Source organism: Microbacterium sp., assembly GCF_026393345.1.
In the GTDB taxonomy this organism is placed as follows: Bacteria; Actinomycetota; Actinomycetes; order Actinomycetales; family Microbacteriaceae; genus Microbacterium.
The window spans coordinates 17,688-30,783 of record NZ_JAPLAI010000009.1 but is presented as its reverse complement, the minus strand read 5'-3'; the positions used below and the strand labels follow the sequence as shown (position 1 = coordinate 30,783).

11 protein-coding genes and 1 pseudogene are annotated in these 13,096 nt (G+C 71.4%); 5 read left to right on the top strand and 7 right to left on the bottom strand.

What is annotated here, in order from left to right:
- From NT132_RS00900 to NT132_RS00885, 4 genes and pseudogenes are all read right to left on the bottom strand, one after another.
- Positions 1-386, bottom strand: a pseudogene (locus tag NT132_RS00900) (3-methyladenine DNA glycosylase); the annotation flags it as partial.
- 310 nt (positions 387-696) lie between these two features.
- A complete protein-coding gene (locus NT132_RS00895) occupies positions 697-1,413 on the bottom strand; it encodes an SOS response-associated peptidase (RefSeq protein WP_297783388.1) in 717 nt (238 codons plus the stop codon).
- 21 nt (positions 1,414-1,434) lie between these two features.
- Positions 1,435-2,466 carry an App1 family protein gene (locus NT132_RS00890; protein WP_297783385.1) on the bottom strand — a complete coding sequence of 344 codons (1,032 nt, stop codon included), beginning with the start codon at positions 2,464-2,466 and terminating at the stop codon, positions 1,435-1,437.
- 5 nt (positions 2,467-2,471) lie between these two features.
- Positions 2,472-3,155 (bottom strand): DedA family protein, encoded by a 684-nt coding sequence (locus NT132_RS00885; protein ID WP_297783382.1) that lies wholly within the window; start codon positions 3,153-3,155, stop codon positions 2,472-2,474.
- Between the two features lie 43 nt (positions 3,156-3,198).
- On the opposite strand from NT132_RS00885, the gene NT132_RS00880 reads away from it, so the two are divergent.
- The 4 genes from NT132_RS00880 (at position 3,199) to NT132_RS00865 (ending at position 10,321) form a co-directional block, all read left to right on the top strand.
- On the top strand, positions 3,199-4,488 hold the full coding sequence (locus NT132_RS00880) for an anthranilate synthase component I family protein (RefSeq protein WP_297783380.1): 1,290 nt from the start codon (positions 3,199-3,201) through the stop codon (positions 4,486-4,488).
- A gap of 76 nt (positions 4,489-4,564) precedes the next feature.
- Positions 4,565-7,150 carry a leucine--tRNA ligase gene (leuS, locus tag NT132_RS00875; RefSeq protein ID WP_297783376.1) on the top strand — a complete coding sequence of 862 codons (2,586 nt, stop codon included), beginning with the start codon at positions 4,565-4,567 and terminating at the stop codon, positions 7,148-7,150.
- 142 nt (positions 7,151-7,292) lie between these two features.
- Positions 7,293-7,889 (top strand): ComEA family DNA-binding protein, encoded by a 597-nt coding sequence (locus NT132_RS00870; protein ID WP_297783373.1) that lies wholly within the window; start codon positions 7,293-7,295, stop codon positions 7,887-7,889.
- Positions 7,886-10,321 (top strand): ComEC/Rec2 family competence protein, encoded by a 2,436-nt coding sequence (locus NT132_RS00865; protein WP_297783370.1) that lies wholly within the window; start codon positions 7,886-7,888, stop codon positions 10,319-10,321. The genes NT132_RS00870 and NT132_RS00865 overlap by 4 nt, the downstream gene beginning before the upstream one ends.
- On the opposite strand, the gene NT132_RS00860 is transcribed toward NT132_RS00865, so the two are convergent.
- A complete protein-coding gene (locus NT132_RS00860; RefSeq protein ID WP_297783367.1) occupies positions 10,261-10,731 on the bottom strand; it encodes a GNAT family N-acetyltransferase in 471 nt (156 codons plus the stop codon). The genes NT132_RS00865 and NT132_RS00860 overlap by 61 nt on opposite strands.
- Before the next feature lie 93 nt (positions 10,732-10,824).
- On the opposite strand from NT132_RS00860, the gene holA reads away from it, so the two are divergent.
- The gene (holA, locus tag NT132_RS00855; protein WP_297783364.1) at positions 10,825-11,871 is read left to right on the top strand and encodes a DNA polymerase III subunit delta; all 1,047 of its coding nucleotides are present in this window, start codon (positions 10,825-10,827) and stop codon (positions 11,869-11,871) included.
- Positions 11,872-11,967: 96 nt separating this feature from the next.
- On the opposite strand, the gene rpsT is transcribed toward holA, so the two are convergent.
- Both rpsT and NT132_RS00845 read right to left on the bottom strand, forming a co-directional pair.
- Positions 11,968-12,228, bottom strand: coding sequence for a 30S ribosomal protein S20 (gene rpsT / locus NT132_RS00850; RefSeq protein WP_297783361.1), 261 nt, complete (start codon positions 12,226-12,228; stop codon positions 11,968-11,970).
- Positions 12,229-12,345: 117 nt separating this feature from the next.
- Positions 12,346-13,086, bottom strand: a complete 741-nt coding sequence (locus NT132_RS00845) for an alpha/beta hydrolase (RefSeq protein ID WP_297783357.1) — start codon at positions 13,084-13,086, stop codon at positions 12,346-12,348.
- Positions 13,087-13,096 lie beyond the last annotated feature (10 nt).

Sequence of the window (13,096 nt, the reverse complement as noted above, 5' to 3'; positions counted from 1 at the left end):
TCGTGCAGGCCGAAGCAGCCCAGACGTGGGTGACGGGATGCGGTGGATCGGAGGATGCCGCCGATCGCCCGCAGCAACGCGGCACGTTCCGCGCCGAACGCGGCGTCATTGACGGTCGCCCCGTCGCCCTCCGCGCGGTACCAGCGCCAGCCGGCACGATTCGTGGCCTGGGCGAGGACGACACCGGCGCCCGGATGCCATCGACGGAGCACCGAGGGTTTGTACGAGTAGTACGTGTACAGGAAGTCGTCGACCGGATGCGTCTGACCCCGCGCCGCGCGATACCGGCGATCCGCCGTGAGGTCGTCGGCTCGTTCGGCGTGCCGGGCCTCGCGGGCAGCCCACTCATCCGGTGACAGGACGACGAGGGCGGGCACGGGGGTCACCCCACGAGGATACGCGGGCTCACTCCGCCCGAGGCGGGCGCGGGGGTGTGCCGGCGCGCGTCGATGCCCCGTCGGATGGCGAGATTCGGGGATGTCGTGAGATTCGGGGGCGACAGCCGGATCCGCTCCGAATCCCGTGACATCCCCGAATCCCGTGACGGGAGTCCGGGGCAGTCGGCCCGACCGCAACGTTATCGCGGTGGCGGGTCCACCGGATGCCGCGAGGAAGGGGGATCGTTGCGTCTCATCGCCCGCAAGGATCGACCGCATCCACCGGCGGGCCAGCCCTCGCCGCGGCGGAGCGATGGGCTCACTCGTCGGCAGCCGGTTCGATCAGCGCGGGGGAGTCGTTGCGGACGTTTCCCACCGCGCTCGACACGACCCGCATGTCGAGCGTCTCGGCGACGGCCGGGGCGGCGTCGATCGCCGCATCCAGCACGTCCCGGACGTTGTCGGTGTCGGTGTCGAGCCAGGCGTCGGCGAAGTCCGCGTCGACGAACAGCGGCATCCGGTCGTGGACCGACCCGAGCGCGCCGATCGAGTCGCGGGTGAGGATCGTGAACGACAGCAGCCAGCGGTCGGGGTCGTCGTCGGCCTTCGACGGGTCTTTCCACCACTCGTACAGGCCCGCGAGGAAGAGCGGCGAGTCGTCGGCCGGGTGGATGAAGTGCGGGATCTTCGTGCCCTCGTGCTGCTTCCACTCGTAGTAGCCGGTCACGGGCACGATCGAGCGGCGCTTGTGCAGCGCCGTGCGGAACATGGCCTTGTCTTCGAGCTCCTCGGCACGGGCGTTGAACGCGCGCACGCCGATCCCGGGATCCTTCGCCCAGCCGGGCACCAGCCCCCATCGTGCGGGCTCCAGGCGGCGTGTGGGCGGATCGGTCTTCGCCGAATCGAGCACGATGGCGGCCGTCGCCGTCGGTGCGACGTTGTACGAGGGCGCCGGCAGCCGGGCGCTCTCCTGGTCGACCCGCAGCACGCTCACGAGCTCAGATGCCACATTCGCCACGACGAAACGTCCGCACATGCGGCCAGCCTAAGCGGGGGCTCAGACGTCGTGCAGCAGGCCGATGCTGGCGAGTCGCTCCATGAGTGCCGCGCCGTCGTCCCCGGTCACCCACGGCACGGTTGCCGCCGAGTGGTCGTCGACCATGGTGCGGCCACCCGCGAGGACCGCCTCCGCGGGCGTCAGGCGACGGATCACGACCGCGGCGACGTTGGCGGGATGCGCGGACGCGAAGGCGGTGTAGATCTCGTCGTCATGCTGGCCGTCGTCGCCGACGAGGAGCCAGGTTATCTGCGGGAATTCACGGGCGAGGCGGGCGAGGTTGTCGGCCTTGTGCTCACGGCCGCTGCGGAACCACCGGTCGTGCGTGGGTCCCCAGTCGGTCAGCAGCATCCCGCCGGCCGGGAAGAGGTGTCGACGCAGGAACCGCGCCAGCGTGGGGGCGACGTTCCACGCACCGGTGGAGAGATAGATCATGGGAGCGCCGGGATGCTGCTGCACCAGGCGTTCGAGGAGGACCGCCATACCGGGCACCGGCTGACGCGCGTGCTCGTTGAGGACGAAGGAGTTCCAGGCGGCGACCAGGGGACGGGGAAGCGCGGTCACCATCACGGTGTCGTCGACATCCGAGACCACGCCGAAGCGGACGTCGTCCGCGACGACGAACACGCGTGTCTCGATCGGCTCGCCGCCCTCGACCGACATCGTCAGCGTCCGCCAGCCGGGGGCCAGCGTCGCCGGAAGCACGGTGTCCAGCACACCGCCACGATCGGCGACCACATCGTGTGTGACACCGTCGATCACGATGGTGACCTGCGCGAAGCCGACCGGCACGGCGACGAAGCTGCGCCAGCCGCGGACGCCCGCGTAAGCGTCCGATCCGTTGCGCGCCTTCGGCGGGATCATGACGCGTCCGAGCACGCGCACCCAGGTCTGCGAGCCGTAGCCGGGGAAGGCGGCGACCTCGGGGACGAGCCCCCGGCGGCGGGCCCGGCGTTCGCGCCAGGCGTGGAATCGCCGTTCCAGTCGCGCCAGCCACAGCACCTTCAGGGGGACGGGGCGGGGGGCAGTCACACGACTCAGTCTTCCACGCTCCGCGATTCGTGTTCGGACGCGAGGGGTTCGTCGTCGTCCAGGTGCCGTCGCTCGACCCGCGTGATGATCTTCTTGCCCAGCAGCGCCAGCAGCAGGAACACCACGATCACGCCGACGAACAGGTATCCGGCGAAGTGGATCTGGTCGGCCAATTCCCGGTACGTGCCCGCCGCCGCGGCGGCCACCGAGATGTAGAGCGCCGCCCAGAGGGAGCATGCGGGAAGCGTCCACGCGAGGAACCGGCGGAACGGGTACGTCGACATCCCCACCGTCAGCGGCACCAGCGAGTGCAGCACCGGCAGGAAGCGGGAGAGGAAGATCGCCACGCCCCCGCGACGCCGCAGATACCGTTCGGAGCGCGCCCAGTTCGCCTCCCCGACGCGCCGGCCGAGCCGCGACCGTCGCAACCACGGGCCGATGTACCGACCGAGCAGGAAGCCCACCGACTCCCCGACGAGCGACCCTGCGACGACTGCCAGCCACAGCACGATCCCCTCCCAGGGGGTCGTGACCGCGGTGCCGGCGACGATCACGACGGTGTCGCCCGGCACGACGAGACCGACCAGCACGCTCGTCTCCAACGCCATGGCAAGCCCGGCCAGCAGCACCCGGGCCACCGGGGGCACGGTTTGCACGGCGTCGAGCAGCCAGCTGAGGGCCTCGTTCACGCAGATGAGCCTAGGGGGAGCGGGTGCCCCTAGCCTGAGAATCATGCGCGCGCTTCCGGCTCCCGTCATCGTCACCGACGGCTGCACTCCCGAGCAGGCCTCCGCGGCCCTGCGGGACGATCCGCACGCCTTCTGGCTGGACGCCGGACCGGACGCCCGGGACGGCTGGAGCTGGGTGGGTTCGGGCCGTCCCGATGACCCCGAGCGTGTGGCCGCTACCGCGTTGTCCGCGGGCCCGGCCGATGCCGGCCCGGAAGGACTGCTCGCCGGCGGCTGGGTCGGCTGGATCGGGTACGAGGCGGGCGCCGCGGTCGCCGGTGCACCCGTGCACCCTGCGGCGGATCCGCTGCCATCGCAGCTGTGGTTGCGGGTGGAACGGGTGATGGGGTTCGACCACGCCACCGGGCGCGTGTGGATCGCCGCCCCCGATGCCGAGGCGTGGCTCGCCCGCGCACGCGCCGCGACGGTTCCCGCGGCGACGACCCCGGCGATCGAGCGCACCGCCACCTCCCGCGTGTCCCCGGCCGAATACGCCGACCGCATCGCACGCTGCCGGGCCGCCATCCGTGCCGGCGACGCCTATCAGCTGTGCCTCACCACCCGGTTCGAGGTTTCGGGCACGGTGGATCCGGATGCGGTGCACGCGGCGCTCCGAGCGAGCTCGCCGTCGCACCACGGGGCCCGCATCCGCTCCGGCGACGTGGCGCTCATCGGTGCCTCCCCGGAGCTCTTCCTCGAGGTGCACGACGGGGTGGTCCGCACCCACCCCATCAAGGGCACCCGGCCGCGCGGTGCCACGCCGGACGAGGACGCCGCGCTGGCAGCGGAGCTGGCCGCCAGCGCCAAGGAGCAGGCCGAGAACGTGATGATCGTCGACCTCATGCGCAACGACCTTGCGTCGGTCTGCGAGACAGGCTCGGTCAGTGTGGAACGGCTGCGCGAGATCGAGAGCTACCCGGCGGTGCATCAACTCGTCAGCACCGTGGCGGGCCGCATCCGTGCCGGTACGACGGTTGCCGACCTGCTGCACGCAGCGTTCCCTGCCGGCAGTATGACGGGCGCGCCGAAGCTGTCGGCCATGACCCTGCTGCGGGGGATCGAGGATGCTCCGCGGGGTGTCTTTGCCGGCTGCACCGGCTGGATCGGCACGGACGGGACGCTCGATCTCGCCATGATCATCCGCACCGTCCTGGTGCACGCGGACGGTGCCTACGTCGGTGCCGGCGGCGGGATCACCTGGCACTCGGTGGCGGCCGAGGAAGTCGCCGAGGTGGGCATCAAGGCACGCGCGCCGCTCGCGGCGATGGGTGCCGCGGTCCCTCCCGGGTGGTGAGCGGTCGGGTAACCTGAAGGGTGCGCTTCGTGCGCAGGTTTTCCCTGACCCCTTCCGTGAGGCTTCCTCTGTGTCCATGAGTTCCCCCAACGATCCCACCCTGGCCCCGTCCGAAGGTGGGGTCGACGTTCACGCGATCCAGGCCAAGTGGCAGCGTCGCTGGGAGGAACTCGACCCGTTCCGCGCCGGCGATGCGAACGACACCCGGCCGCGCAAGTACGTGCTGGCGATGTTCCCGTACCCCTCGGGCGACCTGCACATGGGTCACGCGGAGAACTACCTCTACTCCGACATCGTGGCGCGCTTCTGGCGCCACCGCGGGTACAACGTGCTGCACCCGATCGGGTGGGACTCGTTCGGACTGCCCGCGGAGAACGCCGCCATCAAGCGCGGCGCGAACCCGGTCACCTGGACCTACGACAACATTGCGCAGCAGAAGACGAGCCTGCGCGCATACGGCGTCTCGTTCGACTGGAGCCGGGTGCTGCACACCAGCGACCCGGAGTACTACCGCTGGAACCAGTGGCTGTTCCAGCAGCTGTACGAGAAGGGCCTGGCCTACCGCGCCGAGAGCCCGGTGAACTGGTGCACCCACGACCAGACCGTGCTGGCCAACGAGCAGGTCATCGACGGGCATTGCGAGCGCTGCGGTTACCCGGTCGTGAAGAAGAAGCTCACCCAGTGGTACTTCCGCATCACCGACTACGCCGACCGGCTGCTCGACGATCTCAACCAGCTCGAAGGATTCTGGCCGCAGAAGGTCATCCAGATGCAGCGCAACTGGATCGGCCGCTCCGTCGGCGCCGACATCGACTTCGAGATCGAGGGACGCGACACCAAGGTCACCGTCTTCTCCACCCGCCCCGATACTCTGCACGGCGCGACCTTCATGGTCGTCGCGCCGGAGTCGGACCTCGCCGCCGAGCTGGTCGCAGAAGCCAGCCCCGAGGCTCGCATGCGGTTCCAGGCATACCTGGAGACCGTCCGCGCGTCGACCGACATCGAGCGTCAGAGCACCGACCGGCCGAAGACCGGAGTGTTCCTGGAGCGCTACGCCGTCAACCCGATCAACGGCGAGCGGCTGCCGATCTGGGCTGCCGACTACGTGCTGGCCGACTACGGTCACGGCGCGGTTATGGCCGTCCCCGCGCATGACCAGCGCGACCTCGACTTCGCCCGCGTGTTCGATCTGCCCGTGCGGGTCGTCGTGGACACCACGGCCCCGATCACCGGTGCCATCCCCGTCATCGAACTGGACGACAACGGCGACCCGATCGATCCGTTCGCGGATTCGGACACCCTCGACGACGTGGACCCGGCGCGCACCGGCGTGGCGCTGACCGGCGACGGCCGCCTCATCAATTCCGGGTCGCTCGACGGTCTGAGCAAGCGCACCGCGATCGCCCGCATCACGGAGCAGCTGGAGAAGGCCGGCAACGGTCGCGCCTCCAAGAGCTATCGCCTGCGCGACTGGCTGATCTCGCGCCAACGCTTCTGGGGCACCCCGATTCCGATGGTGCACACCCAGGACGGCCGCACCCTGCCCGTCCCCGACGAGCAGCTCCCGGTGCGCCTGCCCGATGTCGAGGGCCTCGATCTGCTGCCCAAGGGCAGCTCGCCGCTGGGGGCTGCGACCGAGTGGGTCAATACCGTCGACCCCGAGACCGGCGAGCCCGCCCGCCGCGACCCCGACACCATGGATACCTTCGTCGACAGCTCGTGGTACTTCCTGCGCTTCCTGTCGCCGCGGAACCCGAATGCCCCCTTCGACGGCGCGGAGGCGCTGAAATGGGCACCGGTCGACTTCTACATCGGCGGCGTGGAGCACGCCATCCTGCACCTGCTGTACGCGCGCTTCATCACCAAGGCGCTGTACGACATGGGCCATGTCGATTTCACCGAGCCGTTTTCGAGTCTGATCAACCAGGGCATGGTGATCCTCGACGGCGCGAAGATGTCCAAGAGCAAGGGCAACCTAGTGCTGTTCCAGGAGGAGCTCGACGCCCACGGCGCCGCCGCGCTGCGCGTGGGCCTCGCCTTCGCCGGCCCGGTCGAGGACGACAAGGACTGGAAGGACGTCTCCACCACCGGTGCGACCAAGTTCCTCGCCCGCGCCCTGCGCATCGCCGGTGAGGTCGACAGCCCCACCGACGTGGTCTGGGCCGAGGGGGATGCGGCGCTCCGCCGGGTCACCCACCGGCTCTGGGCCGAGGCGCCCGGGCTGGTCGAGCAGACCAAATTCAACGTCGTCGTTGCCCGCCTGATGGAACTCGTCAACGCGACCCGCAAGACGATCGACTCCGGCGCCGGTGCGTCCGACCCCGCCGTCCGCGAGGCCGCCGAGGCCATCGCGATGGTGCTGGACCTGTTCGCGCCGCACACGGCCGAGGAGATGTGGGAGCTGCTGGGATACCAGCCCTCCGTGGGTCTCGCCACGTGGCGCCAGGCCGACCCGACCCTGCTCGTCGAAGATTCCGTCACCGCGGTCGTGCAGATCGACGGCAAGGTGCGGGCAACACTCGACGTCTCCGCGCGCATCGACGGCGAGCAGCTCGAGAAGCTCGCCCGTGAGGATGCGCGCGTCGTCCGCGCCCTCGGCGACAAGCAGATCGTCCGCGCCGTCGTGCGTCCGCCGAAGGTCGTCAGCTTCAGCACGAAGTAGGTCGTGCGCCCTCACGCGATCGTGAGCTGCCGCACCACGTAGCCAGCGCACCCGTCCTCCCCAGCATCGTGGGAGGACGGGTGTGTCCACCGTTCTCCCATGTGGTGGCGGCTGTACGGGTCGTCCGGCCTAGCGTCGGCCCGTGGACACGCAGGAACCGGATGCGGCCCGGCCGCGCCTGCGGCGGGGCATCGGCGCGGCCATCGTCGTGCTCCTCGGCGGCTTCGCCGTGGTGGTCGCGGGCGGTGTGCTGCGAGGTGCCACCGGCACGGAATCCGTGCCGGTGCCGACCTCCACGGCCGCGGTGGTCGCCGAGGCGGGCCTCTACGTGCATGTCGAAGGCGCGGTCCGCTCCCCGGGGCTGTACCTGCTCGCCCCGGGGTCGCGCGTGGTCGATGCGGTCGGCGCCGCGGGCGGACTGTCCGAGGACGCCGACCCCGCGGCCCTGAACCTCGCCCGCCCGCTCGCGGACGGCGAACAGCTCCATGTGCCGCGGCTCGGTGAGACCCCGCCCGCGGCGGCGGGTGGCAGTGCGCCCGACGTCGATGGGATCGTGAATCTCAACACCGCGGATGTCGCCGCGCTCGACACACTGCCGCGGGTGGGCCCCGCGATCGCGCAGCGGATCATCGACTGGCGCGAGCAGAACGGCGCCTTCACCAGCGTCGACGACCTGCTCGCGGTGCCTGGGATCGGCGAGAAGATGCTCGCCGCCCTGCGCGACCTGGTGCGGGTGTGAGCGCTGCGTCGCGGCTCGTGCCGGTCGGGGCGGCGGCCTGGGGTGCGGCTGCGCTGGGCGTGATGGTGCCCGCCGCCGCGCTTCCCGTCGCGGCGATCTCGGCGGCGGTACTCCTGGGCGGATGTGTGCTGTTCGCGCGGGCGGCGAGGCCGCGGACGCGCGCCGCGCTGCTGGCCGGGATCGTGGCGGCCGTCGCGACGGCGGGGGTCGCCGCATCCATCGCCGTCGCCGCACCCGCGCGGGAAGCGGTCGGGGGATGGCCGGTGACGGGCGGACGGATGCTGTCGGTGGACGTCGCCGTCACGGGGAAGGTTGATCCACTCGCGTCGGGTGGTGCCCGCGCCGACGCCGTGCTGCAGCGGGTGCGCGCCGGGTCGGACGAACGGGCGGCGGGCGTGCCCGTGGCGCTGCTGTTCGACGAGCCGCCGGCGCTCGACATGGGGTCCGTGGCCACTCTCACGGCCACGGCCTTGCCCGCCGACCCCGGGGAGCGGGCGGTCCTCGTGCTGCGGGTGTCGAGGGTCGACGCCACATCCCCACCGGGCGGGGCGCTGGCGTTCGTCGCCTGGCTCCGTGAACGGACCGTCGTCGCGTCCTCGGAGTTGCCGCAGCCGGCGGCGGGACTCGTTCCCGGACTCGCGGTCGGCGACACGCGCGCGGTGACACCCGACCTGGATGCCGCGATGAAAGCGTCCTCGCTGACACATCTGACGGCGGTATCGGGCGCGAACTGCGCGCTCGTCGTCGGGGCGGGCTTCGCCGTGGCAGCGGCGCTCGGCCTCCGCCGCACGGTGCGCGTCGCGGTCAGCGCGGTGCTGCTCACGGGGTTCGTCCTGCTCGTCACGCCCGAGCCGAGCGTCGTCCGCGCCGCGGTGATGGCGGCGGTGGCGATGATCGCGCTGCTCCTCGGACGCACCGGGGCGGGCCTCGGGGTGCTTTGCCTGTCGGTCGCGGTGCTGCTCATGCTCGATCCGTGGCTCGCGTTCGAGGTCGGGTTCGCGCTGTCGGTCGCCGCCACCGCGGCCCTTCTCACCCTCGCCCGACCCCTCGCACGCGGGCTCTCGCGGTGGATGCCGTCGCCCCTCGCGCTGGCGCTGGCGGTGCCGCTGTCGGCTCAGCTCGTCTGCGGACCGATCATCGTGCTCATCGCTCCGCAGCTCGCCACCTATGGGGTGGTCGCCAACCTGGTCGCCGCTCCCGCCGCGCCGCCTGCCACGATCCTCGGGGTGCTCGCGTGCCTCACCCCCGGCATCCCGCTGCTGCAGACCGTGCTGCTCTGGCTCGCATGGGTTCCCGCGGCCTGGATCGCCGGCACGGCGGAGGTCGCCGCCGGGCTGCCGGCGTCGATCCTGCCATGGTGGGAGGGGATCCCCGGGGTGATCGCGATGGCGGTCCTCGGGGTCGTCCTGGCGGTGGCGATCGCGGTCCGCCGCCGCGGGCGGTGGTCGGGCGTCGCGATCGTGACGTCACGCGGCGCCGTGGTGCTGCTGGCGGGCTGTGCCATCGGCGGGATGGCGGTCGCGACCGTCGTGGCACCCGTCACGGTTCCCGGGCGGTGGGCGGTCGCCGCGTGCGATGTCGGGCAGGGCGACGCGGTCGTGGTCCGTTCCGCGGGGCGGATCATGGTCGTCGACACCGGGCCCGAACCGGATGCGGTGATCGCCTGTCTCCGGCGGCTCGGCGTCGATCGGATCGATCTGCTCGTCCTCACTCATTTCGACCTCGACCACGTGGGGGGATCCGCCGCACTGGCCGGACGGGTGGACACCGTGCTCCACGGTCCGGTGCCTGTGGGCGATGAGCGGGTCCTCTTCCGGCTGGGCGCCGCGCGGACCATCGAGGCGTCCGCGGGGATGACCGGGGTGCTGGGCGACGCGTCGTGGCGGGTGCTGTGGCCGCGGCCCTCGGCAGGATTCCTGCCCGGCAACGACTCGAGCGTCGTGATCGACATCGGCGGGGGAGCCGTGCCCCACACGGTGCTCCTCGGCGACCTGGGTGCCGAGGCGCAGCAGGCACTGCGCGCCTCCGGGGCCCTTCGCGGACCATACGAGGTAGTGAAGGTCGCCCATCACGGCTCCGCGGACCAGGATCCGACGCTGTACCTGGAGGTGGCCGCATCCGTGGGTCTGGTGTCCGTGGGGGAGGGCAACGACTACGGTCACCCGCGGGCGGAGGCGCTCGCGATGCTCGCCGCCGCCGGCACCGCCGTCGCCCGCACCGACGAGAACGGCATGGTACTCGTCGACGGGGACGGGGACGACGATGCTCCGGGCGGCGGCGGACGTGGCGCGCTCACCTGGTGGCGGGAGCGGGCGTCCCCGGCGAGCCGGGCGTTTCGGAGGCGGTCGGTGTTATCCGGGGAAGGTCGTCGTTATCCGGGTGGGATGCGCTCTGAGAGGGAGCGCGACCACGCGACCTCGCGGCCGAGCTGACCGGTGCGCTGGAACAGGCGCACCTGGTGCGTCTGGGACAAGGCGGCCGCGAGGTCGTCCCGGTCAGCGGGCTCGAACCCCAGACGCCGCCAGAACGGACCGGAGCGGCGGCTGAACAGCCACGCCTCGGCCGCACCCTCCGCGGCGGCACGGTCGAGCGCGAATCTCGCGAGGGCGATGCCCCGACCGTCGGATCGGTGCGTCGGGCTGACCGCCACGCTCCGGATCAGCACATGCCGGCGATCGTCGCTGAGCTCGTACCCCGTGCTGCCGACGATCTCGCCGTTCGCATCGCGTGCGATCCAGAGCCGCACCCCCGGTGCGTCCAGCCCGCTGAGCGTGAGGTCGACGCCGCGCAAGAACGCGGTCAGGTCCTCGATGTCCTCGCCCCGCACACGCTGAAGATCCACACACCGAGTCAACCACCGGAGGCGGGCCGGGCGTGACACGCGCCCCGCATGAGTCACGCGGTCCGCGTCGGTGGCGGCGGCTACGCTGGAGGCATGGCAGCTCCGCGGCGTTCGACACCGGCACGAGCGACCAAATCGGCCATTCCGCAGGTGCCCTGGCGGCAGCCGCGACCCGCTCCCGTCGTCCTCATCTCCGGCCCCGAAGAGATCTGCGCGGAACGCGCGGCCTCCGGCATCCGGGAACAGCTGCGCGCCGAAGATCCGAGCCTCGAGGTGTCCGACATCGACGCCTCCGTGTACGAGTCGGGAACGCTTCTCGGTGTCACGTCGCCGTCGCTGTTCGGGGAACCCCGCCTCGTGCGGGTGAGCAGCGTGGAGAAGTGCTCGGACGCGTTCCTCGCCGAGGCGGTCTCCTATCTCAACGCCCCGCAGGAAGGTGCCACCGTCATCCTCCGGCACACCGGCGCGAGCGTCCGCGGCAAGAAGCTGCTCGACGCCGTCCGAGCCGGCACCGGTGGCGGCATCGAGATCCCCTGCCCCGCGGTCAAGCGCGAGTCCGATCGCTACGATTTCGCGGCGGGGGAGTTCCAAGCTGCGGGCCGTCGCATCGCCCCGGTCGCGCTTCGCGCCCTGGTCGGGGCGTTCTCCGACGACCTGACCGAGCTCGCGGCCGCCTGTCAGCAGCTGATCTCCGACGTCGAGGGCGACGTCAGCGAGGAGATCGTCACGCGGTATTACGGCGGGCGCGTCGAGACCTCGGCGTTCGCGGTCGCCGACACCGCCATCGCCGGTCGCTACGGCGACGCGCTGCTCGCCCTCCGGCAGGCCCTCGCCTCCGGCGCGGACCCGGTGCCGATGGTCGCCGCGATCGCCATGAAGCTCCGCGGCATGGCGCGGGTCGCCGGCAGCCGCGAACCTGCGGCGGCCCTCGCCTCGCGCCTCGGCATGAAGGACTGGCAGGTCGACCGTGCCCGCCGCGACCTGTCAGGGTGGACGCAGGACTCGCTCGGCATGGCGATCCAGGCCTGTGCCCGAGCCGACGCCGAGGTCAAGGGCGCCTCGCGCGACCCCATCTTCGCCCTCGAGCGATTGATCACGATCATCGCGACCCGCGCCCCCTACGCCACGCCCGCGCGCTGAGCTCTGCGACCGGCGCCGCACTCTGCCGTGACCGCGACGACCCGCGGAAACGACGAAGGCCCGCCGGTGGCGGGCCTTCGAACGGAGAAGCGACGCTCAGAGCGCGCTGACCTTCTTCGCGATCGCCGACTTGCGGTTCGCGGCCTGGTTGGCGTGGATGACGCCCTTGCTGACGGCCTTGTCGAGCTTCTTGGAGGCGACGGTGAGTGCCTTCTCCGCGTTGGCCTTGTCGCCGGAGGCGATGGCGTCACGCGTGCGACGCACCGCGGTGCGCAGCTCGCTCTTCACGGCCTTGTTGCGCTCGCGCGCCTTCTCGTTGGTCTTGTTGCGCTTGATCTGCGACTTGATGTTTGCCACGTGTCGTCTGACTTTCGTTTCTGTGAGGACAGGGAGGTGCCGGTCAGCAGAAGAGGGCTGCATCGCGGCGGACGTGAGGCCTGGGAAAGCCCACACGCAAGCCAATGAGCGAGTCTATCAGGTCCCCGCGCCGAGCCCCGCATCGCGCTCCACCACGGCGAGGGCGAGACCGAGGACGGCGTTGAACACGTCGGGGCGCATGGCCGTGACCAGGTGCGAGGTCCGCGGCACCACGATGAGCTCGGCGCGCGGCACGAGCGCGGCGAACCGGCGCTCGTTCACCCGCAGCTGGTCGTACTGGCCGTTCACGAACCACACCGGCACCCGGATGCGGCGCGCCGCCGTCACGAGATCCAGCTCCGAGAGCGCGCTCAGCGCGACGTGCTGGGTATCCAGCGCGTAGCCGCCCGCGGCGAAGTCGTGGCGGGTGGTCGCGGGGAGCGTGCGGTCCATCACATAGTTCGCCGCCCACATGGCGCGTCCGGGCAGGGCGTCCGCGGTCCGCGTCATCGCCCGGTAGGTCGCCAAGCCCAGCCCGCGCGGCACGGCCGTGCACGATGCGCCCACGAACGCCGCGAGCGGCGGGGCGGGATCCGTGCCGGCGTACTCCAGGCAGAGGAGACCCCCCATGGAGTGGCCTACGAGCACGACGGGACCATCCGCTGCGGCCTGCTGCACGGTGCGGTCGATCGTTGCGAACGCTTCGCGCAGGGTGAACGGCTCGGCCATGCGAGTGCCGTGCCCGGGCAGGTCGACCGGGTAGGCCGCCACGCCCCGGTCCTCCAGGTAGGCCGTCTGTGCCCGCCACATGGTCGCCGAGGTGCGGATCCCGTGCACCATCACGACCGACACCACCATGCGGCCAGCG